This is a genomic window from Acinetobacter larvae, from assembly GCF_001704115.1.
Lineage (GTDB): Bacteria > Pseudomonadota > Gammaproteobacteria > Pseudomonadales > Moraxellaceae > Acinetobacter > Acinetobacter larvae.
The window spans coordinates 705935-731638 of sequence record NZ_CP016895.1; the positions used below are offsets into that span (position 1 = coordinate 705935).

The window sequence follows — 25704 nt, forward strand, 5'->3', positions numbered from 1 at the left end:
TGATGCATTAAGCGATACGCTTAGTGAAAAAATGGGAGCATAAGCTCCCTTTTTTTTGTTGTATTTGGCAATTAAAATGACTGAGCTTCCATGTTAAAGTGCCGCTTCGGAAACGAAAGCAAAAACAATTGAAGGACTCTTATATGTCTGCCAAACGACTAGAGCAAGCTGCTCAAGCAACCAAAACAGCATTTCTGTTTCCTGGTCAAGGTTCGCAAAAAGCTACCATGCTTGCTGAACTTGCAGAACAGTTTCGTGGTATAGAAGATACATTTGCAGAAGCTTCTGCAGCGGTCGGTTTTGACCTTTGGCATATTGCGCAAAGTGGTGAAAAACTTGATCAAACAGCATATACCCAACCGGTATTACTCACGGCCAGTATTGCATTATGGCGTTTGTGGTTGGAGTTAGGTGGGGTTGTACCTAAATTTTTTGCCGGTCACTCACTGGGAGAATACAGTGCTTTGGTTGCAGCTGAGGCAATGACTTTGGCTGATGCCGTTAAATTGGTCCATTTACGTGGTCAATTGATGCAAGATGCAGTGCCACAAGGTGAAGGTGCTATGGCAGCAATTTTGGGCTTAGATGATGCGCAAGTTGTTGAAATGTGCCAGCAGGCGTCACAAGCAGGGACAGGTTTTGTTGATGCAGCCAACTACAATGCCCAAGGTCAGGTGGTGATTGCAGGTAGTGCTGCCTTGGTACAACAGGTGATGGCAGCGGCTAAAGCCCAATCTGGTAAGGCCATCGCATTGCCGGTTTCTGTGCCATCGCATTGCCGTTTGATGCAACCCGCGGCAGAAAAATTTGCGCAAGCGTTGGAACAAACTGCCATTGAGCTACCGCAGGTTCCTATAATACAAAATATTAATGCGGCAGTAGCAACTGATGCGTCTCAGTTACGTGAAGCGCTAACAGCGCAGTTATACCAATCCGTACAGTGGACCGGTACGATGCAGTACCTACAACAGCACGATATACAGTATGTGGTGGAATGCGGTCCAGGTAATGTATTGAGTAACTTAGCGAAGCGTTTAACATTTATTGAGAAAGCTTTCCCAATAGATAGCAAGAGTCGCATAGAAGATGCATTACATGCCATTTTATTGGCTGAAGGGAAGATTGCATGAAACAAGAAAAGAAGGTCGCCTTGGTGACAGGCGCGAGTCGTGGCATAGGCGCTGCGATTGCGCAACGTTTAATTGATGACGGTTATTTTGTGGTGGGTACGGCAACAAGCACAGCAGGTGTTGCGCAGTTGCAAACAGCTTTTGCTGATCATGGAACAGGTGCTTTATTGGATGTGCGTGATGGAGAAGGCATTGATGCTTTACTGACGCAGATCGAAGAAAATTATGGTCCTGTGATGGTTTTGGTCAACAATGCTGGCATTACCAAAGATAATTTATTGCTACGTATGTCTGAAGCAGACTGGGATGATATTTTAACGGTACATCTTAAGGCAGTATTCCGTCTTTCTAAGCGGGTGTTAAAGGGGATGACCAAGGCTCGTTTTGGCCGCATTATCAATATTAGCTCTGTGGTTGCGCATTTGGCCAACCCAGGGCAAGCCAACTACTCTGCTGCTAAAGCTGGGATTGAAGCATTTAGCCGTAGTTTGGCTAAAGAAATGGGCAGTCGCCAAATTACTGTAAACTGTATTGCACCTGGATTTATAGCCACAGAAATGACTGAGCAATTAAGTGAAGACATCCGTAAAAAGATGAATGATCAAGTTGCCCTCAATCGTTTTGGTGAGCCAAAGGACATTGCCAATGCGGTCAGTTTTTTAGCATCTGATCAAGCTAGTTACATCACTGGTACAGTATTACATGTAAATGGCGGTTTATTCATGGCTTAATGCTACGGATAAACTTTGAAAAAAAGTAATATTCATTTTAAACTATAGGCAATTAAAAACGCCGCCACAAGCAATGAGGAGAATTCCTGTGAGCGATATCGAACAACGTGTAAAGCAAGCTGTAGCTGAACAACTGGGTATGAAAGCTGAAGAGATTAAAAACGAAGCATCTTTCATGGATGACTTAGGTGCAGACTCTTTAGACCTCGTTGAGCTTGTTATGTCTTTCGAGAATGATTTTGACGTTACGATCCCTGACGAAGATTCAAATGAAATTACCACAGTTCAATCTGCGATTGACTATATTACTAAGAAATTAGGTTAATTTAACCCAATAATTTCTAGTAGAGAAAGCCGCCATTTTGGCGGCTTTTTTAATGTTTTTTAAATGTGTTTGCTAAGATGCTTTGTATACAATTCAATATGAGGTTACAAAGTAAACGCCGATATTTACGCTTTGTCAGTACATCTTGGTTTGGATATTGATTATAAAATAATCTAATGAATGGAATCTATCCTTTGAATGTTTTTCGCTGAGCGTAAAACCACGAAATGCCTATCAGGAGAATGACTATGGGACGTTTTGACTTTGTACAAGGTATTGGTAAGAAACTTAGTTCGTTTAAATCAAAGAAAGCCAAAGCCGCGCGTAAGCTCGCGGAATCAGAAGTATCTATGATGTTGCAGGAGCTGATTCGAGAGCAACGCTTCAATATTGCAAATCTTGTTGTGGACTATAATAGCATCAATGATGTTGCCACGATTCACGGTCAAGTTTCAAAGCAAGCTGAGCGTGAAAAAATTATTTTATTGGTGGGAAATATTGACCATGTCGTGCAAGTAAATGATCAAATGAAGGTGTTATACCCTGAACCTGAAAGCTCATTTTATACCGTTCAATCTGGTGATACCTTACGTAAAATTGCTCATTATTTTTATGGCGATACTCAATATTTCACTAAACTATTTGAGGCCAATCGACCAATGCTCAATCATGTGGATGACATCTTTATTGGTCAAGTATTACGTGTTCCACAATAAATTTGAGCCAGATTCAGCGTCATTATGCAAAGGTCACAGTCTTGTGGCCTTTGTTGTTTGTCTATTGGAGCATAAAATCTCAAAAGATATGACCCATTAAAAATGGCGCCAAGTGGCGCCATTGGGGGAGAGAAAATTACAGCCTTAGATACGTTGTTGTCGTGTTACCGCGACAACGCAATGATGCTACCTATCAATAGGCTTTTAATTTTTATGTTTAGAGAATTTACGACCTTGGTCATAAAAGGCAGCAACCACCACCATAATCCCTGCAATCAACAGAATAATACTGACGCTAGAGGTGGAATGCGTGGGGGATGCCGCCACCATCGCCAATGCGCCCAGTGGTGCTAAACCACCTGCAATTGCAGTCCCAATTTCACGTCCAGAGCTAACGCCAGTCGAACGGTTTTCGACAGCAAACTGGCGGCTGAGGAATGAACCTTGAGGAGCAAACATCATCGGTGCCAAAACACCAGTACCAATCGCCAATGCAATGTAAACCATTGTACTATTGCCTGTTTCGAGTAGCATCATAAATGGGTAGGCAAACAAAATGGACAATATCCCGCCAATGATCAATACTGTTTTACTATTCCATTTGTCACATAACCAACCAAAGAATGGAACAGTTACGATGGCAACCAAGCTGGCAATGGTGACAGATAAAGAGGTTACATGAGCACTAACATCTTTAAACTGTGTAAGATAAGCCAATGAGAACGTTTTGAAAATATAACTCAGCGCGTTATAACCAATCGCAATAATAAACACCACCAACAGTCCTTTCATATTGGTGCGTAAGATGCTTTTGAATGGGTTTTCTGCAGTTGCTTGCTGTTTCACTTCATCTTGTGCATGCGCAAAATCAGGGGTTTCTGGCAGACTTTTTCTGACCCATAAGCCAATGATGACCAAAACAAAGCTAAGAATAAACGGAATACGCCAACCGCCATTCACGAGAAACTCATCGCCATTGAGTGTGAGTAAGAAAATGGTGAGAGATGATAGTAATAAACCTAAGTTTAAACCGAGAGCAGGCCATGCCCCTTGACTGCCGCGTTTGGCTTCAGATGCATGTTCATAAGAAGTGATCGCCGCACCTGCAAATTCAGCACCCGCACCCAGACCTTGAATGATGCGGAAGCTAACCAATAAGATCGGTGCCCAGATACCAATGGTCTCATAAGTGGGAATCAAGCCAATTGCAGTGGTACAGAGCCCCATTAATAAGAAGGTAACAAAGAGCATTTTCTTACGGCCAAATTTGTCACCAAAATAACCAAAGAAAATGCCGCCTATCGGACGTGCAATAAAACCAATGGCAAAGGTTGCAAAAGCCTTTAACGCTGCATTACTCGGGTCGTTGGTGTCAAAAAAGACCTTACTAAATACAATAGATGCCATCGTGGCATAGAGATAGAAGTCATACCATTCCAACATAGACCCAACAATCGTCGCAGTGGCAACTTTGCGTAAACGGGTCTTTTCTTCCTGCGTATTTTCAACGTGCTGACTCATTTTATCTTCCTTTATAAACTGTGTGAAACGCTATCCTTATGAATGACTCATCACTTCTCTGACGATGTATTCTGCGATGGCAAGCGACGATGTCGCGCCAGGAGAGGGTGCGTTACGAATGTGGGTGATATTGCCTTGTTTACGAATAACAAAGTCATCCACTAAAGAACCGTCGGACTCCATGGCTTGCGCGCGAATACCGCGAGTTGCAGGTGCAACACTAACGCTGGCTAGGCTTGGTACATATTTGGCAGCTTCTTGAACAAAGTTGGTTTGACTGGCAACTGTTTTGAGTTCACGTAAAGCAGCAGACATGTTTTTAGAAGAGAATTTCCAGAAACCTTTATAGGTCAAAAAGTCATAGACATCGCCAAGATTAAATTTCTTACCGCTATAGTTCTCACGACCAAAAGAAATAAAGGCATTTGGACCAATGGTCATTTGACCATCGATACGTTTGGTAAAGTGCACACCTAAGAATGGATATTTAGGATCTGGAACAGGATAAATTAAACCTTTGACATGATCTTTAAACTGGCTATCAATCACATAGTACTGACCAAAAAAAGGTACGATTTTTGGTGTTTCAATATCACCAGAGCGTTTGGCTAAACGGTCAGACTGTAAACCAGCACAAGAAACAGCATAGTCAAACTGCGCATCGTATTGTTCGTTATTGTCAAAATGTACAGTGATTTTTCCTGCTTTTTCAGTCAGCTGTGCCACTGCACGACCTGTGCAGATTTGACCATTACGTTGTTTGATTTCTTTGGCAATATGACGTGCGATATCCCCATAGCTGACAATGGCAGTACGTGGTGAGTGTAGGGCACGTGTACCAATACAATTGGGTTCAATTTCTTTGATTTGTTCTGCATTGAGCATACGAACATCAGGAACTTTATTGGCAAGAGACTTTTGATAAATCGCTTCTAAACGACCTTCTTCCTCTTGACTGAGGGCAACAACCAGTTTGCCGCATTCATCATAAGCGATGTTATTGCTTAAACAGTATTCTTTGACCAGTTCTGCACCGCGACGACAAAGACGTGCTTTTAAGCCACCTGGTTCATAATATAGCCCAGCATGTACCACACCAGAATTATGACTGGATTGATGCATTGCAACGTCACTTTCTTTTTCGAAAACGGTTACTTTGGCATCTGGGAAATCAAGCAATAACTGGCGTGCTACGGCCAGTCCATTGATTCCACCCCCGATGATGGCATAATGCTTGTTATTCATAGCTATTCCCTTGTTCAAACCATATGAAATTGATCCAAAAACCTAAAACACTGACCGAAGAAGCATTTGAAATTTTGCAAGATGCCATTATTCGCAATCAATTGCAGTTCAATGTGCTGTACTCCGCAACAGAGCTTGGTCAGATGCTCGGTGGGATCTCACGAACCCCAGTCCGTGAAGCTGCACAAATGCTTGAAAAAATAGGGATTGTAAAAATCGAAAAAAATAGAGGTATTCGAATTTTACCGACCAGTTTTGCCACCATGATGGAGTCTTTTCAGATTCGTTTGATGTTGGAAGTTCCCTTAATACGTCGAGCCACTGAATTACGTCGCGAACAAGATGTAGAGCAGCTCAACCAGATATTTGAGGAGTTCAAGCAAAAAGCAACTTCAGGAGATATCACAGGAACGCTTAGGGCAGACCGCGATTATCATTTGGCGCTATTGCAGATTGTGGGGAATCAAAAAGCGATAGACATTATTAGTAATTCACGCAATCAAGTCTTGATCGCAGGTTCTGCAACCATTCCGCATTCACGGAGTTGTGTTGAAACCTTTGAAGATCATTTGCAGTTGCATCATGCCTTTATTGAGGGTGAGGCATCACAAGCTGCGGACTTGATGAAAGCGCATATTATCAATACTGCTACCTTATTGATTCAACAAGAATCGGCCAAAAGGCAAGGCTGGTCTGACTATGCATCCAAAGACTATCTCAATTGGATTTGAGGCGATACTAGCATGTTGCATGCAACGTGTAAATGTTGTCCGATTTAGGGAAATTGCGTTTTTTATAAGACTTTAGTCTAGTATTTTCTATGGAAATGTAGAGCAATAACGCTTAAAAAGGATAAGTATATGGTGTGATGTTGAAATGCAAATTTTAAACAACGAGACGACTAATCTGTGGTTTTATCTTAATAGACTGATTTATTTGTATTTTTATCTAAAGAAAAGCGCTGTAGTTGGACAGCGCTGGGTGTTCTAGTGATTAAGTTGAGAATTTAGCATCGATAAGCATGGCATCGCCATAGCTAAAGAACCGATAATGTTGCTCAATGGCATGTTGATAGCATTTTAAAATATGTTCGCGACTAGATAGTGCAGATACCAATAACAACAAGGTTGATTCTGGGAGATGGAAGTTGGTAATCAGCCGATCGACGACACAAAATTGATAACCTGGGTAAATAAAGATTTGTGTGTCACCACTCCATGCTGCAATGTTGCCACCATGCGCTTGTGCGGCACTTTCTAAGGCGCGTGTGGCAGTAGTCCCAACGGCAATGACTTTATGACCACGTGCTTGCGTTTCTTGTATGCGTTGTACAGTTTCTACTGGAACATCACACCATTCACTGTGCATAACATGATGTTCAATATCTTGACTGCGCACTGGTAAGAAGGTTCCAGCCCCCACATGTAAGGTTACAAAGCTGTGCTGAATATTCTTAGCAGCGAGTTTTGCCATGAGTGTTTCGTCAAAATGTAAACTTGCTGTTGGTGCAGCGACACTGGCGAGTTTATTGGGATCATGAAAAACTGTTTGATAACGTACATTATCAATATCTTCTGCCTCGCGATTAAAATAAGGCGGAATCGGTAATTGTCCATAACGTTCTAGAACAGAAAGGATCGGTTCTGAAAATTCCACCACAAACAAGTTCTCATGTCGACCCGTCACTGTTGCAGGAATCTCACCTTCACCTAAAAAGATCGCTGCGCCAGCTTTAGGGGCATTGCTGGCTTTAATATGACAATGCGCATGCTGTGCGTCGAGTAAGCGTTCGACCAAAACCTCAATCTGACCGCCACTGGCTCTTTTACCTTTTAAACGAGCTTTCATGACTTTGGTGTCATTGAGAATGAGCAAATCGCCAGGTTCTAGTAAATCTAAGATATCGGTAAAGAGATGATCCTCATATTGGCCATCGGCTTTTAAATAGAGCAGTTTTGATGCGCTACGTTGTTCAAGTGGATAGCGGGCGATGAGCTCATCGGGAAGATCAAAATTAAAGTCGGAGAGTTGCATGAGAACAGGGGGATAGCGTCTTAAAAATTGTGCTTAGTATAGACTTTTTTAGATAAATTCCCAGATATTGCTGTTTTCTACAGCAGATAGAGAGCTAACTGATTTAAAAATACGCAAACTCGAATATATGGCGTTGACATCGAGCTGAAACAGTTTATTATACACCTCATCAAGCATTTCCTCTCCCGAGGTGGTGAAATTGGTAGACGCGGCGGACTCAAAATCCGCTGTCAGAGATGACGTGTCGGTTCGAGTCCGACCCTCGGGACCACTATTTAAGTTAATACTTTCATTAACTTACAAGATATAAAAATTCTCGTAATACTCTTCTTTTGTAGATCTAAATTCAGTTTTGTAGCTCTGTTGTAGACTTCTTGATTAATTTTCAAAGTAATCTAATATCTTCACATGCTTTCAATTGTTAGTATTTAGATGTCAAACACATTTAAAATCAATAAGTCTTTCGTTGATAAAACAGAATTTGCTTCAAGTGACCAGAAAATATACAGAGATTCTTCGCTGGTTGGCTTTGCTCTACGTGTCACTAAAAACTCAAAAGTCTACATTGTTGAACGTCGAAAAGACGGCACACTCTATCGTATAGTAATGGCTAAACATACTGAAATCACAGCTGCAGAAGCTCGAACGAAAGCTGAAGTTCTACTTGCTCAGATAGCGAGTGGTGAAGATCCACGCAAGCCAAAGTCTACACGTCGTGATATTCCAATGCTGCTGCAAGCATATAATGAATATATTGAAGAAAAAAATTTAAAAAAAAGTAGCATCAATTCATATCGAAAACAGATGTATGGATACTTGGTCACATATCATAAATGGCGCTTAGATCAATTTACACGCCAAGACATTGTAGATATTTTTAAAGAAATTTCAAAAGGCAGTAAAGCACAGGCAAACTCTACAATGCGTATGCAGCGGTGGCTCCGATGTTTTGAACAACTAAAAGTCTTTTTATAAGTGATATTCTGCTTTAGTTAAGCTACCTGTTTTTGTTTAGGTAACTGGTCATAGTAAAACTCATTCGGTGTTAATTTGTCTAGACTCGAGTGAGGTCGTTTGTGATTATAAAAATCAATGTACAGCTTTAATTGGCATCTTGCATCAGCAACATTGCTGTACGCCTTGAGATAAACCTCCTCATATTTAACACTTCGCCATAAGCGTTCAACCATGACATTATCCATCCAACGGCCTTTGCCATCCATACTGATTTTAATCTCATGTGTTGTAAGAACACTGATAAATGCATCACTGGTGAATTGACTCCCTTGATCCGTATTAAATATTTCTGGGGCACCATATTTTTGAATAGCTTCATTTAAAGCCTCAATACAAAAATCTGACTCCATGCTAATCGATACTCGATGTGCCAACACTTTACGACTGTGCCAGTCTAAAATCGCGCATAAGTACACAAATCCTTTCGCCATTGGGATATAGGTGATGTCGGTTGCCCAGACCTGATTGCTATGCGTAATTTCAAGCCCCCTAAGTAAATAAGGGTACTTTCGATGAGCCTTATTTGGCTTACTCAAATTAGGCTTGCGATACAGCACACGTATCTCCATTTTTTTCATCAGTGTCCGAGTATGACGTCGGCCAATATGATGACCTTCTCCTCGCAATAGATCACGCATCATTCGGCTCCCTGCAAAGGGGTACATGAGATGTAACTCATCAATACGACGCATCAGCTTTAAATCTGAATCGCTTGTTGGTTTAGGGCGGTAGTAATAGCTACCACGAGAGACCTTCAGTAACTTGGCTTGCCTAGTCACTGAAAGCTGCTGTGAATCGTCTATTAACTTTTGTGGTTGAAGCGGCCCAGTTTCTTCAACACACTTTCTAAAAAATCAATTTCCAAAGCTTGTTCACCAATTTTAGCATGTAGCTTTTTTAAATCGACTTGCGGCTCTGTGTCCTTTTTAGGGTTTGCAAAGGCTTGTGCTGACGCAGCGATGAGTTGATTCTTCCAGTCTATAATTTGGTTCTGATGAATATCAAAGTCAGCACTTAGCTCAGCAAGTGTTTTTTCACCTTTGATTGCAGCAAGTGCTACCTTTGCTTTAAAGTCATCTGAATGATTTCTTCTTGGTCTACGCGCCATGAAATGCTCCATTTTTAGATGTTTCCCACATCGTTTAGGGAGCAGTTTATCACTTATACGTGTTGTTCAAATTTCCTGGGCCACTTCTGTTTTATAATGTCGCGCCAGTTTGCTCAATCAATCTTGAGCAAACGATCCCCATTATTTGGGCTGGGTTTAGTAAAGATGAGCTCATTAGGGAGATTGGCGCGCGTGGGATTCGCTCAATACATCAGATCACTTGGCAGAGAAAATTGGCAGCAAAATTGTATAAGTTTAAGTATAGGAAAGATTGGGAGTTATTAAAGTCATTTTTGAATGATAAATGAAATATTATCATTATTTTGCAATCCTATCTTATTATTTAGGATTTAAGTTGTTGAAGGTAAATTATAAAAAAATCTTTATGCTATTCAAAGCACCAATACACCTGCTATAACTATAAGCTCCTGAAAATAGGCTAGATCAAACACAGGTTGCCAGATGAATCATGAACAATTGCATAGAACTTTAGCCGCCAGCCAATACGCAGAATTGGTATGGTCATTACAACAAGATGCTTTAATGCAAGAGTATGCAGTTGATCAGTTTCAGCATGGCTTAAGTACGGCAGAAATACAGCGCATTTTAGCTCATGCAATCGCGGGGATTGATAACGAACAACAGTGGATGCAAGCGGTACGATTATTACGTGCCCGTTTGATGTTTCGTTGGATTTGGCAGGATGTCAATAATCAAATCGCCGTCATGCAGTTAACACGAGAGTTATCCGATTTTGCTGATGCTTGTATTGTTGCAGCCAAAGCATTTGCCTATCCACCTTTGGCGACCAAGTACGGTGAACCAATAGGCTATGGTGGTGAAAAGCAAGATTTAATTGTTATAGCAATGGGTAAGCTTGGGGCGCAAGAGCTTAATTTGTCCAGTGATATCGATCTGATTTTTGCCTTTGATGAGCAAGGTGAAAGCAATGGACGCAAATGTATCGATGTGCAACAGTTCTGTATTTTATGGGGGCAAAAGCTTATTTATTTGCTTGACCATATAACGTCTGAGGGCTTTGTATTTCGGGTGGATATGCGGCTTCGTCCGTGGGGGGATGGTTCGGCATTGGCACTGAGTCATGTGGCATTAGAAAAATATCTTAGTCAGCATGGGCGTGAATGGGAACGTTATGCATGGATTAAAGCACGGGTGGTCACGGGTGGGGCAGATGGTGAGGCTTTGCTGGCGATGACCCGACCGTTTGTGTTTCGTAAATATGTCGATTACACCGCTTTTGAAGCCATGCGAGAAATGAAAGCGATGATTGAGCGTGAGGTACAACGTCGCAATATTATTGATGATATTAAATTGGGTGCAGGCGGGATTCGTGAAGTCGAGTTTATCGTGCAAGTTTTTCAGCTGATTTATGGTGGTTCAAAACTCGAGCTACAAGATCGTCAATGTTTGCAAAGCTTGCATCATCTGGGGGAGGTCGAACTACTAGAACCAGATGCGGTCAATGACTTGGCTGATGCCTATTTATTTTTGCGTCGTGTGGAACACGCAATTCAAGCGCTGAATGATCAACAAACACAGTCTTTACCACAGGAGCCAGAGCTTCAACAACGTTTATTGATCCATCTGGGATTTGAAGATTGGGATCAGTTTATTGCTATTTTAAATCAAAAGAGACAACGGGTTATTTATCAGTTTGATCATCTGATCAAAGACAAGGCCTATGACTCACCCAATGAAAATCTGAGCCTATTGGAGCAAAAACTCGATGCCTTATTGGACCAAGATGCCCGCAATTTATTACATGAGTTTCGCTATGGTCATGCGATTAAAAAGCTTACAGCCAAAGCCATTAAGCGTTTAAAAGAATTTTGGCCACACTTAGTCGAAGCAATTTTACAGTCTGAGCAACCACAAATAGCTTTGGTTAGATTAATGCCATTGGTTGAGTCGGTCATGCGGCGTACCGTTTATTTGGTCATGCTGATTGAAAGTAAAGGTGCATTACAGCGTTTGGTCAAAATGGCAACGGTGAGTCCATGGATCTGTGAGGAGTTGACGCAATATCCTGTGTTGTTAGATGAATTTTTATCGATGGATTTTGAATTGCCACAGCGTCAAGATTTAGAAGATGCTTTAAGGCAGCAATTATTACGAATAGAGATCGATCAAGTTGAAGATCTGATGCGGGTTTTGCGTCTATTTAAAAAATCCAATGTCTTGGCTGTAGCAGCAAGTGATGTATTGGCAGAAAGTCCACTCATGAAAGTATCGGATGCCTTGACTGATATTGCAGAGGTTTCAGTACAAGCGACGTTACGATTGGCTTATCAAACAGTTGCCAAGAAGTATGGCTATCCGCTCGATGCAGAGGGGCAGCGCTGTCATTTACAGCATTTGGCCTTTGTGGTGATTGGTTATGGCAAGGTTGGGGGGATTGAGCTGGGCTATGGTTCAGATTTAGATTTGGTATTTATTCATTATTTTGATGAACAAGCAGATACCGATGGTTTAAAGCCGATTACCGGTTTTGAATTTGCCATGAAAGTCGCGCAAAAATTCCTTTCCTTTATGACCACACAGACATTGGACGGTCGTGTTTATGAAGTCGATACACGGTTAAGACCATCTGGTGAAGCGGGTTTATTGGTGACCAGCTTTAAAGCTTTTGAACAATATCAGCTCAAAAGTGCTTGGCTATGGGAACATCAAGCTTTAGTGCGAGCACGCTCGATTGCTGGAACGCAAGAATTACGTGAAAAATTTGAACAGTTACGTTGCCGTATTTTAACCATGCCACGCCAAGAACAAGATGTACGCCGTGAAGTGCTCAATATGCGGCAAAAAATGAAAGATCATTTGGGATCATCAAAAGAGCAGAAAAAACATGGAATTTTTCATTTAAAACAAGACGCAGGTGGTATCGTTGATATTGAATTTATGGCACAGTATGTAGTATTAGCTTGGAGTGGGACGAATCATGATCTCGCCCATTATTCCGACAATGTCAGAATCCTAGAAGATGCTGCTCGTGTAGGTCGCTTATCCAGTGACGATGCGACAGCACTGATTCGTGCTTATCTCTGTGAACGTGCCGAGAGCCATCGCTTAGCCCTTGCAAATCATTCGATGCAAGTACGCGCTGCAGATTGGCTAGATACCCGTCAGGTCGTTTATACGTTGTGGCAAAGATTAATAGATCCAAATGCAAATGATGCTTTGGAATGTGAATAACTATGTAAATATTTGGAGTATGTGCCATGAATTTGGCTGATCGTGATGGTTTTATTTGGCAAGATGGAAAATTAGTTGACTGGCGTGGTGCAAAAATTCATGTGCTGACGCATACCTTGCATTATAGTATGGGTGTGTTTGAGGGTGTCAGAGCATATGAAACTGACAAAGGTCCTGCCATTTTCCGCTTACAAGACCATACCAAACGGTTATTAAATTCCGCGAAAATTTATCAAATGAAAGTACCTTTCGATCAAGCTACGCTCGAGCAAGCACAGATCGATGTGGTACGCGAAAATAAACTCGCATCTTGCTATATTCGTCCTATTATTTTTATCGGTTCAGAAAAGCTTGGAATTGCTGCCACAGACAACACTATTCATGCAGCAGTTGCAGCATGGAGTTGGGGAGCTTATCTAGGCGATGAAGCGATGAGTAAGGGGATTCGTGTGAAAACCTCATCCTTTACCCACCATCATCCGAATGTCACCATGTGTAAAGCGAAAGCGTCTGGTAACTATACGGTTTCGATTTTAGCGCATCAAGAAGTTGCCCAAGCAGGTTATGACGAAGCAATGTTAATGGATCCGCAAGGTTTTGTATGCCAAGGTTCTGGTGAAAACGTTTTCTTAATTAAAGATGGCGTCTTACATACGCCAGATTTGGCGGGTGGCGCATTAGATGGTATTACCCGTCAAACGGTCATTACGTTAGCCAAAGACCTTGGCTTTGAGGTGATCGAACGCCGTATTACCCGTGATGAGTTTTATATTGCGGATGAGGCTTTCTTTACTGGCACTGCAGCTGAAGTTACACCGATCCGTGAATATGATGATCGTGAAATTGGTGCAGGCACACGGGGACCGATTACAGAAAAATTGCAACAAGCATTCTTCGATGCAGTACAAGGGAAAAATCCTAAATATGCGCATTGGTTGACCTATGTCAATGCCTAACTGACGAAGCAGCTTAGCGAAAGGCGGAACACGAGTTTCGCCTTTTTATTGATGATGAATGCTGATTAGCATTCTAATCTGATACAGCGCAATGCTACGCTCAATGAGGATCAATCTATGCATATACTATCTGTTAGTGATGGAAAAGCGGGTCATCGTTCACAAGCACTAGGTTTGATCTATGCCATGCAACAGCAATCTGCAGGGATTCAATATCAAGAAGTTTCTATTGATGATTTATCTGTATTCAAAATATTGAGTGCGCGTCAGTGTATTGACCGCATTGGGTTGGTGGCAATTCCAGATTTAATTGTGGGTGTCGGAAGTCATACACAGCTCAAAGTTTGGTTATTGGCAAAAATATTTCCCGCAGCCCAAAGCGTGATTATAATGAAGCCCAATTTACCGCTGTGGTGTTTCGATTATGTGATTGTTCCCGAACATGATGCGATCACGGCATCACAACGGGTCATTACCACATTGGGGGCTTTAAATACATTAAGCAATCAACAGCGTCATCAAGCCAGCCATCTTCTGATTGCCTTAGGCGGTCCCGCCAAGCGTTATCAATGGCAAGATCAGAACATTTTAGAGGCTGTTGAAGGGATTATTTGTGCTAATCCAAAGGCACAGATTAAACTGACAACCTCAAGACGCACGCCCAGTTCTATCCTGACGCAACTATCGGCATTGCAAAAAAACTATGCAAATATTGAGATATTTCCTGTATCACAAACACCGCAGGGATGGTTGGCAGAGCAATTACAACACGCCGAAGCGGCCTGGGTAACCGAAGATAGCGTTTCGATGTTGTATGAGGCAATGACTGCTGGGTGTCGTGTCGGTGTGATTTTTATGCCGCGGCTTCGTCGTGATCGTATTACGCTGGCAATCGATAAATTATTAAAATCCTCTGCTATTTCAGCAGATTATAATTTGGAAAAATTGCCTAAAGCGACAGATTTAAATGAAGCACATCGTGTTGCAGCTTTACTGCTTAAAAATGTGTCGAATTTCACATAAAAGTTATTTATAATCCTTTTCTTTTTTATATTAAGAAAAGGTTGTTCGGTGTTTGCTGTTTTTATAAAAATATCTTTTGCACTCTTAATCTCTATTATTTACGCCTACGGTTTAGGCTTTTTTGATGCTTTTAATCGCCCCAAAGAATATTTACCTTATTTGGCTGTGACTTTATTGAGTACACTTTTTTTATGTTATTTACAAAATATGCGAATAATTTATCGCATTATTTATGCAGCTATTTTTTTACTATTAAGTCTTTATATTGCAACAGGGACTGGTATTCAACAAGGTCATATGTCTTTGGGCATCATCGCTTCAGTTTTTCAGTCAGATCAGAATGAAGCCTTAGAATTTTTATCTGTTGTCCATTATAAATTTATTTTTTATGCAGTACTAAGTTATGTGTTGTTATTGGTTTTTTTGTTCTATAAACAAGAAGATCATGTATTTCAGTGTAATAGTAAATTACATAAAATTATATTGGCTATGGCTTTGTTTTTAAATGCCACGACAGTATTTGCATTAGAAACCACACGGGCAATTTATTTATATAAAAAAGAAGAAAAATTTTTGAATGAATATAATCAAAAAGATTTTGACTGGAAAATAAAGCAAGTCAATGTTGATTACCAAACGCAGGTTTTTATTATTGGTGAAAGTGTGCAACGTAATTATTTATCACTCTATGGTTATCAATATAAAACCACACCATTTTTAGACCAGATGCCGCTCACTTATATTGAAAATTATATTGCCGCAGCTCCCAATACGGCTGCAAGTTTGGTACGTACCTTGGCGGTATCTGATGGACAGCAGATGATTCAGCCAGCCATGAATGTTGTGCGTTTAGCCAATCAAGCGGGTTACAATACGATTTGGATTTCAAATCAAGGTTTTATGGGGAAGAATGATACAGCTGTATCTAAAACAGCACAGCATGCTCAACATAAGCTATTTTTGAAAACAGGTAATTATCGCTCAAATAATATAGATGATGATGAGATGTTGCCTCTATTACAACAGCAGTTAAAAAAGTATCCTAAGCAAAATAATATAATTTTTATACATATGATGGGCTCACATCCAGATAGTTGCGAGCGATTATTCAATAGTCCATTACTGTATACGGAGCATCACAAAGCTTTGAGCTGCTATTTATCTAGTATTTATAAGCTAGATCATTTTATTGAAGGTGTTTATGAAATTTTAAAACAACAAAACAGAAGTTTTAAAATTCATTATTTTTCAGATCATGGTATGAGTGTTGATGAGGACAGCATTGTGGTGGATAACCAGTATAAGCATAATTATCAAGTACCTTATATTATCTTGAGTAGTGATGCCAAACAAAAAACTAAAATAGCTAAGACGGTCAGTGCACAAGATTTTATTGATATTTTTGCAGCACAAATAGGTGTCACTACGCCTTATCTAAAGCCCAATTATACTTTAGAGCATATTCCGGATAATCCTAATGTCACCGTATTTAATTGGGATGAGCTTATTCCATATAACCAATTATTAGATTAAATAATGTTCAGCTTGTTATGATTCAAACCATATAGAGTAAAACAGCACCGAATGTTTTACTCTACATTACCAAAGTAATAGCACAGCAGCATTACTTGGTATGGGGTACTAAGTGACATTCATCATCATCAGTGGCTTGATCGTAGTCTACTGTTTGCATCAGGGTAAGGACTTTACGAGCATGCTGTGGTCTTTGAGGGTTTAAAATAGACAACTGATTACTTTGATTTTGACAGTGTATTTCCGCGCTATCTAATAGCGTTGGAAAGATATTCTCAGCAGATAAGGCTTGCTGCTCGGCTTGTTTCAGCTGTTGACTCCAAGTGGGATTTTGTTTTTTCCAAGCGGGAGATGCCCACATAATAAAAGGCACATCATAATTGGACTTCATATCCAAATGACCGCTAGGATTATCTTGACATTGACCCAGATTTAAGCCGTGGTCGGATACATAGAGCATATTGCTTAATCCCCCTTGTTTTTCTAATTTTTGAATCACTTGATCTAAAAGATAGTCGGTATAAGCAATAGAGTTATCGTAGGGGTCTTTAAATATATCAAATTGTTTGGGGTAGCGTCGTCTAAAATCGGCATGTGAGCCATAGAAATGTAGCACGATTAATTTATTTTGATCTTTGTTTTCGGCCAGCGCTTGGTCTAAATCAGGTAATAATTCTTCGTCATAAAAGTCATGCAAAGATGTTGAATATGAGTGCTGATTTAGAAATTTATGTTGTTGCGCTGCTGAGGCATAGGCAGAAACTAAAGAATCAAACTCGCCGAATTTTGCCTGTGCACTAAACCAATATGTTTTATAACCTGCAGCATTCATCGCATTAATAAAGGATGGATAGAGATGATCGTTATCTTCTACACGACCTGTGAGTAAGGCAGGAACAGAACGACTGGTAATAAAAGCACCAGAGACCATATTATCAAAGACCCATAAATCATCTCGACGTTGGTTGAGTCGCGGCGTAGTATTATTGGTTTGATAACCATATAAACTTAAACGATCACGACGCGCGCTCTCACCAATCACCACCACAGTCGTTGTGGCAGGGGCTGCGGTATTTGAGCTTTGTATACTGCATTGAATTTTGTCTTGATTGGCAATGAACTGTTTAACACGATTAACTTCTAAATGAGCGGCTTGATAACCAAACAAAATATTGAGTGGATAAGATTGCTTATAATGTCGATAAACATTGAGAAACTTTTGTTGAGAGTCGCCTTCGGTTTTTATATAGCGTGCAATTGGAATAAAGACCAAACAGAGGAATAGAATACGTAACCAAATCGGTAGCTTAATTTTTTGATTTGGGATAAAGCGGATAAAAACAACCAGCATACAGGCATAAGCCAGTAATAGCGTTGTACTTAAAGCAATATTAATGGAACTTAAGTAGGCACTGGCTTCTGATTGAGAACTGCCTAATAAGGTGAACCATAAGGTAATGTCTGTCGGAGAGTCATAAACGATTTCATAATAAATCACCGCAGGACTAAGAATAAAAAAAGGTAGGGTGATCCAAAAGAAACGTCGCGTATGTGCAATCAATCCCAATAAAAACAGTAATGGGTAGAGCGCTTTAACGAAACCATCCCCAGAAATAATCGCAGAAGGAATTAATAAAATAATGCAGTACGCAATAAAAGTAATAGTCTGTGTTTTGGGTTTTATTGATTGAAAGAATGACATTGTACTGTTCAAAAATATCGATATTTTCGGAAGTGGTAATCATACACGGATTGATCAATTAGTCTATATATAGATGAAGTTTGATTTTTATTTTAAAACTACTAAAAACATCATGATCATAAAATTAAGTTATGTGATAATATCTGGTTGGATTGTTTAGTTATTAAGTATATGAAAATTCTACATATTGCGAATTTTGGTTTTAATAAGCAAGCAGCGCATTTTTATTGTACAGATCGTAAAATTTCTGCTGGTTTAATTGAAAATGGACATTTTGTTTATGATTTCAGCTTTCGTGATATGGCACGCATGGGAACAATTTTTAAAACCAAAAAATTGGGTGCAAAATGGGCTAATCGAGAAGTCTTAAAAATTGTGCAAAATCTAGAACCCGAACTGATACTGATTGGTCACACCGATTTAATGAGTGCTGAGGTTCTTAAACAAATCAAGCAAGATTATCCAACAATTAAGATCGCATTCTGGTATGTCGATCCACTGTATTTAGAGCATAAACTTAATTTTGTGTATGATTTCGCACCGTATCTTGATGCTATATTTTGCACGACCGGAGGGGAATATTTACAAAAACTCAAACAGCCACATTTAAAAGTTGCGTATTTTCCGAATGTTGGGCATCGCAATGTTGAACAGTTGCAGCAATTTGATAAAGCAAAAACCACGCAGACGTTTATTTTTTGTGGCGTGGTCTATAAAGAACCCGAGCGTGAAAAATTCCTGACTGATTTAGATCATATTTTAACAGAAGCTCATATCCAACATCATTTTTATGGTTGCTTCGGGCAAGCTGGCGTATATGGAAAGCATTATTATAAGGCCTTATCTGATGCTAAAATGGGATTAAATTATTCTCGCCGTAATGATGTGTGTTTATATAGCTCAGATCGAATTGTACAATTAACGGGTAATGGTCTATTAACTTTTAGCCCTCGGATTCCCAAATTTAAACAGCTCTACAATGATGATGAAGTGGTTTATTTTGATGATCAATTTGATCTGGCAGAGAAGATTAAATACTATTCTACCCATCCTGAACAAGCCAAGCGGATTGCTGAATTAGGTTGGCTAAAAACACGTCATAGCTTTAACGCACAACGTATAACACAGTTTATGATAGAGCTCATTTTCGCTTTGCCATTTTCACAAGCCTACGAATGGGCAGATGAGGTATATTAATCATGTGGGTACTTTATATATTTCTTGGCTTGCTGGTATTGGCTGCTGTGTTATATCTATTGGGCAATTATACATTTTGGTTACCTTATCGTAGTGCTAAATTACCGCGTGTGGTGATGTTACATCAAGTGACACCACATGCTGATGCATCTGGAATGAATATGCCTCCTGCTAAATTTGAGCAGTTATTGCGTTATTTAACGCATAGAAAAAGTATATTTTGCTTTGTATCAGAATTAGATCAATTTAAAAACCAAAAGAATGTCGTCGCATTATCTTTTGATGATGGTTTTTTAGATAACTATCAATATGCTTATCCATTACTGAAAAAATATCAGGCAAAAGCAACAATTTTTCTTGCTACAGAAATAGATGGTATTGAAAAACTCACGCCTACACAGATTAAAGAAATGTCTGCTTCAGGCATAATTGAATTTGGTGCCCATACTCAACATCACGTCAATTTACTCAAGTTATCAGATGAGGACGCATTTCGTGAGATGCAAGCCTCTAAACATGATGTAGAACAATTGGTCGGAGCTTGCCCAAGCTTTGCTTATCCCTTTGGTCGTTTTAATGAAAAACATCAACAGATGGCGAAACAAATTGGTTTTAAAAATGCAGTATCGACTCGGAAAAAGATTGAAGCATTGACCATGCAGAATCAATTTAATATCCCGCGTGTTAGTACACATGGTGCAATGAATGCATTACAAATGCGTATTGCTTTAGCCAAAGGACGTTATAAATTATGACCATTGCTTGTAGTGTATATATAGTGACTTTGAATTGTGCAGCATGGTTGCAGAAAACTTTAGAAAGTGTGCAAGACTTTGCCGAGGTCATTATCTTAGATTCTGGAAGTACCGATCAAACTTATGCAATTGCCGCAGCATTTAAAAATGTACGAATATCTCATCAGGATTGGCAAGGTTATGCTGCCCAGAAAAGCCTAGCCTTAGCCCAGTGTCAACAAGATTGGGTGTTAAATCTAGATGGTGATGAGGTTTTATCTACAGAATTAAAATTAGAAATTATGCAAACAATTGCTGAAAATAAAATTGATGCTTTAATTACACCGATCAATGACGTTTTTTTAGGTGTGGCAAATAGTAAACATACCAAAAAACATGCTAAGACACGGTTTTTTCGTAAAGCAAAAGGTCATTATGACTTAGCCAATCAGGTGCATGAGCAGGTTATTGTTGATGGGATTTCACAACGTGCCCAAGGCGATATTTTTCACCATGGAGAGTCTAGTATCTTTATTAAGGTGCAAAAGAATAATCAATATTCTGAACTCAAAGCACAAGAGAAATTTGAAAAAGGTAAACAAGCAAGTATTTTAAAATTGATGTTGGTCATGCCTCTTACTTTTTTTAAATCATATTTTATCCGTCGTAGTTGTCTCAATGGTTGGCGAGGTTTTGTAAATAGCATGGTAAATGCTTTTTACGCATTTTTAAAAGAAGCCAAGTTATTTGAACAGCACCTCAAAGACAAAAAGTGATTATCATTTGAAAATTTTATATGTAATGGGAACGAGTAGTGGTATAGGTGGTTTAGAGCAGCATAGCTTTAATTTGAGCCGTTTAATGAGTCAATCACATGAGGTTCATTTTATTGCTGATCAGCATTATCAACAATACTTCCAGCAACAACCATTAACAGTATTTCATGCAGTAAATTTTTCTAAAAGCAGATTGAATCCATGTTTTATTTTGCACATTTTTCGATTGATTAAGAAAATTCAGCCAGATATTATCCACGTACAAGGCGGAAAAGCTGCAAAAATTATTTCTATTTTATTACCTTATTTAAAGATATCTAGTGTGGTGACCGTTCATGGTATGAAAAATCATCTCTATAGTTATCGTCGTTTTGATGCAATTATCGCGGTAAGTCAGCGCGTAGCGGATCGCTTTCATCAGTTTAAAAATGTTCATACCATTTATAATGGAATAGAGTTACCAAGCCAAACATTTAGGCCAAATATAAACTCACAGCGTCGTGTTGTAGCAGTTGGACGCTTAGATCCAGTAAAAGCATTTGATCAATTAATCATTGCATGGCAGGAGATTGACTATCCACTGGATATTATTGGTGAAGGAAGTCAGCGTCCAATGTTAACAGCGCTCATTGAAAAGTTGGGTTTACAAGATAAAGTACGTTTACTGGGTTATAAGCAAGATATTTTAGCTGAAATTAATAATAGCCAACTATTGGTAATTTCATCGCATAAAGAAGGTGGACCAATTGTATTGGCGGAAGCCTTACTGCTAAAGGTTCCTGTTGTGGCAACCAATGTGGGTATGGTTGCTGAGTTTCTACCAAAGCCATATATTGTTGAATCTGCACATTCACAACATTTAAAACAATCCATACAGTCTGCGCTTGATAACTTGGCTCAGCTTGAGTTAGATTTTCTGGGTAGTTTTACTAAGGCTGAGCATGAATTAAGCTTGCATAGAATGTATGAAAAAACTTTTAGTCTTTATCATGATTTAGTCAAATATCCTAATCTAGGAAAACATAACGATCTAGAAAAACATCATGATCTAGAAAAATAGTCATCGTAGAACAATCGTTATAAAATAAAAAACACTACTGACTCGGCTTCATTATTATTACAAGCCGTATTTATTTCTTTGTGAGTCGGATGGCATCAATAACGACCACTTGATTGTTTACATCAATAGAATGGCAGCCATCATCTCGGCTATCCCAATTCGGTAAAATAGTGTCAAGCAGTGTTTCCTGGTAATCATCAGGAGTGAGTAGGGTAATTTCTTTTAGCTCGATATGACCACCATAACGTTTTAATGAATCTTGGCTTGGGCGCACCAGTTTTCCTTGATAGTTAAAAATATTACCAGCCATACGATACTGTTGTTGACCGCGACAGACTGGGTTTTTAGGGTGTTCATGCCAATTGGGATTTAAAATATCTTTGGTATAAAAAATATCTAAGCGATCACCAAATTTTTTGCATCCACGCCGCGTTGAGGTAAATAAGTACCACAGTCCATTATAAAAGAAAGGTGTGCTGTCGACTGCTTCGATATTCGTCATTAAATCACTATGTTTCTGCCAATGATAAGGAAACTCAGTACACTTCCATAATTCGATATTTTTATTTGAAGCACTCTCAGGAATCATATACCAATCTGATTCAATTTTAAAAATACATGGATAGGATAGATGATAATCACACTTTAGAATGGGGGTTGGTTCTGTGTAGCGCCCATCTTGAAATATCTCTAAAACGGAGAGAAAGCCTACAGGATGTTGTGCATCGACTTCTTCAAAAAAAATAAAATGCCGATGATTGTGTTCTGCATAAAAACAATCTGCAAAGGTAAACTTGTGAGGAGAGTGAATTTCAAAACTATCTTTGAGCTGCTCTAGGCTATTAAATGGGCGATCTAAAAAAACAAAACGAATATACCAATGTGAGTGATATTGGCGAGCTTGACGTTTTTGCTGAAATTTATACCATTTTTTGAGAAGATAACGCATAAATAATATCTTAAATTGAATTTTTCTAGTACAAAAACGATTACTTGCGATTTAATTTTCTACGTAAATAGATAGAAAACCATTTAAAACTTTCAATCATCTTATTCGACTTAAATAGTTTTATTGCAAATTTTTTAGCCTCTTTGGCATCACGCGGAGGGTTGAGTGGGCAATCACGCCAAGGTGATGCATAGTAATATTGTAAGTAGTCTTCATTTTGACTAACACATATACTCCATGGTTTTGGCGTACTAACAAAATGTTTAAAGACAGGCTGAATATTGTGATCTGTAAAGTAGTTAAACTTTTCATTCATAAAAACAATTTTATTTTCTAAAATCATGTTTAACACATCTTGATCAGGGTATTTATATGCTCGTAGATTGATATGTTGTTTAAATTTTTCTAATACTTCAAAATCAAGCCACTTTTCAATGTTGATGAAGAGCACACCAGAATTAAAATATTGACTGTCACTCCTAAGACCGAGGTCTTGTATATAATCTTTTCTTACATATATATCTTCAACCGCGGCTAAAACATGATCTTTTATTTCTATTTGCAATAAATCATCCATTTTACCGAAGCATAGAATATCTGAATCTAAGTATAAATATTGATCTACTTTGGATTTAAGAATATGTGCAATAGAGAGACGATAATAGATTGCCGTAGTAAAATGTCCAGTTGTTTGTAAGTTATCAAAATAGCTGGTATTGACAATATAAACATGGATTCTAAAATTACTATACTGCTTTAATAATTCATCGAAGCCAAAACTATCAAAATAATTTGTAAAAATATGAAAATCAAATTTTATATGTGGATTGTTTTTTAGAATTGAAAAAATTAATATTCCACAGGGCTTTAAATAGTTTTTATCAATAGCAAATGCAATATTTAAGTTGGGAGAAAAATCGTCTGCAACATTAGATAATGAAAAAAAGTCAGATACTAAATCGGTTTGATTTTGTTTATCTAAGTGTTTGCTATTTAAATTTTTAGACATTAATAAAACCTTTAAACACTTAATAACGTTAAGTGAAATTGCTTATGGTTAGGCTCAATATTGCCATGCGATGAAGGAGCTACAGTTGAATCATAAAGTTTATTTGAAATGACAAAACCTTTTAAATAAAAACAGCGGCTAAGGCATAGCAGTCAATTCCAATGACTTAGTTTAGAAGGTTTTATAGTAACGAATTTTACATGTTAAATCATCTAAAATATTGAAATTGGTGAAAATACCATCAAATGCTGTGCTGCTTTAAAAGGCTATCGCCTATGCTTGGCGTTATAATATATTTAACTAATTGATATTTCTTTTAAATTAATACCGTAAATAGATGCTCACATTCTATAAAGACCTGAAAAACTATCTTCGTTACTGGATGAATGCAAACATGAAGTGTGACGGGATTTAGAAAGGAAGCTTAAGATTTGAAATGCTACATCTACTTATTTACGTCTACAACAATCTTTAGCATTTCTTATCTAATCGAATGTGATTGAGCTTAGAGTTAATTTTGTGCTTTTTTGACCCCCTTGTCTCTTAAACTTTAGATGTCGAAAACGTTTATAGTGAATTAGAATATCTAAGACACTATTACCAAAACTGAATCAACAGAGCATGCCTGCCTGAATCATCGCCCAAGCGATTTTGGCTTTTCATAGCGGACAGGCTATGTTATTCAGTATTTAATTACTCAGGATTTACGCAATGGTATTCTGAATAGAGAAGGGCTGTCTTCATTAATTTTTTAGCTGGCAAAGTATTAGACTTCCTTCATAAATTAAAAAATACACAGCTGTTTGATTACCAACTATACAGCTAAAAATCTAATTCTTAGCGATAATATCTCAATGAGATATAAAGACGTTAAAAAGTTACCTGATGATAAGTTTCGCAGACTTACAGGCATTAGTTGGTCCACATTTAATTTAATGATGGATGAATTAAGAGTTCAATTACCAGTCAATACTGGCAAGGGTCGCCCTCCAAAATTGCCCTTAGAAGACCGTCTTCTCTTGTGTTTAGAGTATTGGCGGGAATATAGAACGCTATTCCATGTCGGCATGAATTATGGTGTTTCAGAAACCAGTGCACTCCGAACCACCCGTAAGATTGAAGATATTCTGATTAAATCAGGGAAATTTAGTCTACCCAAACAAATGCCTGATCGAGAAGAAGCTAATTGGGATGTTGTTGTCGTTGACGCAACAGAGATTTTCGTGCAACGTCCAAAAAAAACAGAAAAAATGGTATAGCGGCAAAAAGAAACGTCACACGATTAAATTTCAAGTTTCAATGCACTATATGACCGGTAAAATACTGAGTGTTTGTTGCGATAAAGGTAGAGTTCATGATTTTAAGATATTTAATAAAAGTATTAAATATCTTAAATTTAAACCATTTTTTATAGTTGACAAGGGCTATTTAGGTATAGAAAAACTTGGATTTGGTTGCTTGGTTCCTTTTAAGGCTAAAAGAGGGTGTGCTCTAGATAAGCAGCTGAAAAAATTCAATAAAGAAATCAGCCGTAGACGAATTGGTATTGAGCATGTTTTTGGAAGAATGAAAATCTTTAAAATCTTATCCTGTGTGTACAGAAATCGGCGAAAAAGAATAAATTTAAGATTCAATTTATTAGCAGGTATATATAACCTTGAGTGGGCGGGAGATCAAAAAGATGGCTGTTTAAAAAATGATTAATGAAGGAAGTCTATTGATTCT

The 25704-nt window shown here is 38.7% G+C and carries 24 protein-coding genes and 1 tRNA gene; 18 read left to right on the top strand and 7 right to left on the bottom strand.

The window, feature by feature from the left end; all coding sequences use genetic code 11:
- The first annotated feature begins 143 nt into the window (after positions 1 to 143).
- The 4 genes from fabD (at position 144) to lysM (ending at position 2902) form a co-directional block, all read left to right on the top strand.
- Positions 144 to 1130: an ACP S-malonyltransferase gene (gene fabD, locus BFG52_RS03145; protein WP_067552505.1), complete on the top strand. Its 987-nt coding sequence runs from the start codon at positions 144 to 146 to the stop codon at positions 1128 to 1130.
- Positions 1127 to 1861, top strand: a complete 735-nt coding sequence (fabG, locus tag BFG52_RS03150; protein ID WP_067552508.1) for a 3-oxoacyl-ACP reductase FabG — start codon at positions 1127 to 1129, stop codon at positions 1859 to 1861. The genes fabD and fabG overlap by 4 nt, the downstream gene beginning before the upstream one ends.
- Before the next feature lie 88 nt (positions 1862 to 1949).
- Entirely contained in the window at positions 1950 to 2186 is a 237-nt protein-coding gene (acpP, locus tag BFG52_RS03155) for an acyl carrier protein (protein ID WP_067552511.1), read from the top strand.
- Between the two features lie 248 nt (positions 2187 to 2434).
- Positions 2435 to 2902 carry a peptidoglycan-binding protein LysM gene (gene lysM / locus BFG52_RS03160; protein WP_067552514.1) on the top strand — a complete coding sequence of 156 codons (468 nt, stop codon included), beginning with the start codon at positions 2435 to 2437 and terminating at the stop codon, positions 2900 to 2902.
- A 204-nt stretch (positions 2903 to 3106) separates the two neighbouring features.
- On the opposite strand, the gene BFG52_RS03165 is transcribed toward lysM, so the two are convergent.
- Positions 3107 to 4423 carry an MFS transporter gene (locus BFG52_RS03165; RefSeq protein ID WP_067552517.1) on the bottom strand — a complete coding sequence of 439 codons (1317 nt, stop codon included), beginning with the start codon at positions 4421 to 4423 and terminating at the stop codon, positions 3107 to 3109.
- Between the two features lie 36 nt (positions 4424 to 4459).
- Positions 4460 to 5668 carry an L-2-hydroxyglutarate oxidase gene (gene lhgO, locus BFG52_RS03170; protein WP_067552520.1) on the bottom strand — a complete coding sequence of 403 codons (1209 nt, stop codon included), beginning with the start codon at positions 5666 to 5668 and terminating at the stop codon, positions 4460 to 4462.
- A gap of 23 nt (positions 5669 to 5691) precedes the next feature.
- Here lhgO and BFG52_RS03175 point away from each other — a divergent pair, with 23 nt between their 5' ends.
- Positions 5692 to 6399: a GntR family transcriptional regulator gene (locus BFG52_RS03175; RefSeq protein WP_067552523.1), complete on the top strand. Its 708-nt coding sequence runs from the start codon at positions 5692 to 5694 to the stop codon at positions 6397 to 6399.
- A gap of 262 nt (positions 6400 to 6661) precedes the next feature.
- Here BFG52_RS03175 and queA read toward each other — a convergent pair whose 3' ends face one another.
- Complete coding sequence (queA, locus tag BFG52_RS03180) at positions 6662 to 7702, bottom strand: tRNA preQ1(34) S-adenosylmethionine ribosyltransferase-isomerase QueA (RefSeq protein WP_067552526.1); 1041 nt, start codon at positions 7700 to 7702, stop codon at positions 6662 to 6664.
- 184 nt (positions 7703 to 7886) lie between these two features.
- On the opposite strand from queA, the gene BFG52_RS03185 reads away from it, so the two are divergent.
- Positions 7887 to 7973, top strand: a tRNA-Leu gene (locus BFG52_RS03185).
- 161 nt (positions 7974 to 8134) lie between these two features.
- Positions 8135 to 8677 (top strand): Arm DNA-binding domain-containing protein, encoded by a 543-nt coding sequence (locus BFG52_RS03190; RefSeq protein ID WP_071890076.1) that lies wholly within the window; start codon positions 8135 to 8137, stop codon positions 8675 to 8677.
- Between the two features lie 17 nt (positions 8678 to 8694).
- Here the strand turns inward: BFG52_RS03190 and BFG52_RS16745 are convergent.
- Positions 8695 to 9827, bottom strand: a protein-coding gene (locus BFG52_RS16745; RefSeq protein WP_228703799.1) for an IS3 family transposase whose coding sequence is annotated in 2 segments (ribosomal slippage) — positions 8695 to 9575 and positions 9575 to 9827 — 1134 coding nt in all. Because the reading frame shifts where the segments join, the coding sequence is not laid out codon by codon here.
- 59 nt (positions 9828 to 9886) lie between these two features.
- On the opposite strand from BFG52_RS16745, the gene BFG52_RS17525 reads away from it, so the two are divergent.
- The 5 genes from BFG52_RS17525 (at position 9887) to BFG52_RS03225 (ending at position 16552) form a co-directional block, all read left to right on the top strand.
- Positions 9887 to 10135, top strand: a complete 249-nt coding sequence (locus tag BFG52_RS17525) for a DUF7079 family protein (protein ID WP_067552535.1) — start codon at positions 9887 to 9889, stop codon at positions 10133 to 10135.
- A gap of 154 nt (positions 10136 to 10289) precedes the next feature.
- Entirely contained in the window at positions 10290 to 13040 is a 2751-nt protein-coding gene (gene glnE / locus BFG52_RS03210; RefSeq protein ID WP_067552538.1) for a bifunctional [glutamate--ammonia ligase]-adenylyl-L-tyrosine phosphorylase/[glutamate--ammonia-ligase] adenylyltransferase, read from the top strand.
- A gap of 26 nt (positions 13041 to 13066) precedes the next feature.
- A complete protein-coding gene (locus BFG52_RS03215; RefSeq protein WP_067552541.1) occupies positions 13067 to 13996 on the top strand; it encodes a branched-chain amino acid transaminase in 930 nt (309 codons plus the stop codon).
- Positions 13997 to 14113: 117 nt separating this feature from the next.
- Positions 14114 to 15019, top strand: a complete 906-nt coding sequence (locus BFG52_RS03220) for an ELM1/GtrOC1 family putative glycosyltransferase (protein WP_067552544.1) — start codon at positions 14114 to 14116, stop codon at positions 15017 to 15019.
- A 48-nt stretch (positions 15020 to 15067) separates the two neighbouring features.
- On the top strand, positions 15068 to 16552 hold the full coding sequence (locus BFG52_RS03225) for a phosphoethanolamine transferase (RefSeq protein ID WP_067552547.1): 1485 nt from the start codon (positions 15068 to 15070) through the stop codon (positions 16550 to 16552).
- 91 nt (positions 16553 to 16643) lie between these two features.
- Here BFG52_RS03225 and BFG52_RS03230 read toward each other — a convergent pair whose 3' ends face one another.
- Positions 16644 to 18254, bottom strand: a complete 1611-nt coding sequence (locus tag BFG52_RS03230; protein ID WP_228703800.1) for a phosphoethanolamine transferase — start codon at positions 18252 to 18254, stop codon at positions 16644 to 16646.
- Positions 18255 to 18425: 171 nt separating this feature from the next.
- Between BFG52_RS03230 and BFG52_RS03235 the strand changes: the two genes are divergently transcribed.
- The 4 genes from BFG52_RS03235 to BFG52_RS03250 are packed head-to-tail and all read left to right on the top strand — an operon-like array spanning position 18426 to position 22021.
- Entirely contained in the window at positions 18426 to 19451 is a 1026-nt protein-coding gene (locus BFG52_RS03235) for a glycosyltransferase family protein (RefSeq protein ID WP_067552550.1), read from the top strand.
- A complete protein-coding gene (locus tag BFG52_RS03240; protein ID WP_218921020.1) occupies positions 19451 to 20206 on the top strand; it encodes a polysaccharide deacetylase family protein in 756 nt (251 codons plus the stop codon). The genes BFG52_RS03235 and BFG52_RS03240 overlap by 1 nt, the downstream gene beginning before the upstream one ends.
- A complete protein-coding gene (locus BFG52_RS03245) occupies positions 20200 to 20961 on the top strand; it encodes a glycosyltransferase family 2 protein (protein ID WP_099092614.1) in 762 nt (253 codons plus the stop codon). The genes BFG52_RS03240 and BFG52_RS03245 overlap by 7 nt, the downstream gene beginning before the upstream one ends.
- 7 nt (positions 20962 to 20968) lie before the next feature.
- Positions 20969 to 22021 carry a glycosyltransferase gene (locus BFG52_RS03250; protein WP_067559063.1) on the top strand — a complete coding sequence of 351 codons (1053 nt, stop codon included), beginning with the start codon at positions 20969 to 20971 and terminating at the stop codon, positions 22019 to 22021.
- 70 nt (positions 22022 to 22091) lie between these two features.
- Here BFG52_RS03250 and BFG52_RS03255 read toward each other — a convergent pair whose 3' ends face one another.
- Both BFG52_RS03255 and BFG52_RS03260 read right to left on the bottom strand, forming a co-directional pair.
- Positions 22092 to 22979, bottom strand: coding sequence for a glucosamine inositolphosphorylceramide transferase family protein (locus BFG52_RS03255; protein WP_323807463.1), 888 nt, complete (start codon positions 22977 to 22979; stop codon positions 22092 to 22094).
- A 31-nt stretch (positions 22980 to 23010) separates the two neighbouring features.
- Positions 23011 to 23979, bottom strand: coding sequence for a glycosyltransferase family 8 protein (locus BFG52_RS03260; protein WP_067552562.1), 969 nt, complete (start codon positions 23977 to 23979; stop codon positions 23011 to 23013).
- An 854-nt stretch (positions 23980 to 24833) separates the two neighbouring features.
- On the opposite strand from BFG52_RS03260, the gene BFG52_RS03265 reads away from it, so the two are divergent.
- Complete coding sequence (locus BFG52_RS03265) at positions 24834 to 25238, top strand: transposase family protein (RefSeq protein WP_067552566.1); 405 nt, start codon at positions 24834 to 24836, stop codon at positions 25236 to 25238.
- Complete coding sequence (locus BFG52_RS03270; protein WP_067552569.1) at positions 25171 to 25683, top strand: transposase family protein; 513 nt, start codon at positions 25171 to 25173, stop codon at positions 25681 to 25683. The genes BFG52_RS03265 and BFG52_RS03270 overlap by 68 nt, the downstream gene beginning before the upstream one ends.
- Positions 25684 to 25704: the final 21 nt, after the last annotated feature.

Coding starts and splice junctions, on each gene's coding strand:
- BFG52_RS03165 (WP_067552517.1), bottom strand. CDS start 4,423: ATGAGTCAGCACGTTGAAAATACGCAGGAAGAAAAGACCCGTTTACGC.
- queA (WP_067552526.1), bottom strand. CDS start 7,702: ATGCAACTCTCCGACTTTAATTTTGATCTTCCCGATGAGCTCATCGCC.
- BFG52_RS03265 (WP_067552566.1), top strand. CDS start 24,834: ATGAGATATAAAGACGTTAAAAAGTTACCTGATGATAAGTTTCGCAGA.
- BFG52_RS03260 (WP_067552562.1), bottom strand. CDS start 23,979: ATGTCTAAAAATTTAAATAGCAAACACTTAGATAAACAAAATCAAACC.
- glnE (WP_067552538.1), top strand. CDS start 10,290: ATGAATCATGAACAATTGCATAGAACTTTAGCCGCCAGCCAATACGCA.
- lysM (WP_067552514.1), top strand. CDS start 2,435: ATGGGACGTTTTGACTTTGTACAAGGTATTGGTAAGAAACTTAGTTCG.
- lhgO (WP_067552520.1), bottom strand. CDS start 5,668: ATGAATAACAAGCATTATGCCATCATCGGGGGTGGAATCAATGGACTG.
- BFG52_RS03230 (WP_228703800.1), bottom strand. CDS start 18,254: ATGTCATTCTTTCAATCAATAAAACCCAAAACACAGACTATTACTTTT.
- BFG52_RS03175 (WP_067552523.1), top strand. CDS start 5,692: ATGAAATTGATCCAAAAACCTAAAACACTGACCGAAGAAGCATTTGAA.
- BFG52_RS03220 (WP_067552544.1), top strand. CDS start 14,114: ATGCATATACTATCTGTTAGTGATGGAAAAGCGGGTCATCGTTCACAA.
- fabD (WP_067552505.1), top strand. CDS start 144: ATGTCTGCCAAACGACTAGAGCAAGCTGCTCAAGCAACCAAAACAGCA.
- BFG52_RS03190 (WP_071890076.1), top strand. CDS start 8,135: ATGTCAAACACATTTAAAATCAATAAGTCTTTCGTTGATAAAACAGAA.
- BFG52_RS03235 (WP_067552550.1), top strand. CDS start 18,426: ATGAAAATTCTACATATTGCGAATTTTGGTTTTAATAAGCAAGCAGCG.
- BFG52_RS03215 (WP_067552541.1), top strand. CDS start 13,067: ATGAATTTGGCTGATCGTGATGGTTTTATTTGGCAAGATGGAAAATTA.
- BFG52_RS03270 (WP_067552569.1), top strand. CDS start 25,171: ATGTTGTTGTCGTTGACGCAACAGAGATTTTCGTGCAACGTCCAAAAA.
- fabG (WP_067552508.1), top strand. CDS start 1,127: ATGAAACAAGAAAAGAAGGTCGCCTTGGTGACAGGCGCGAGTCGTGGC.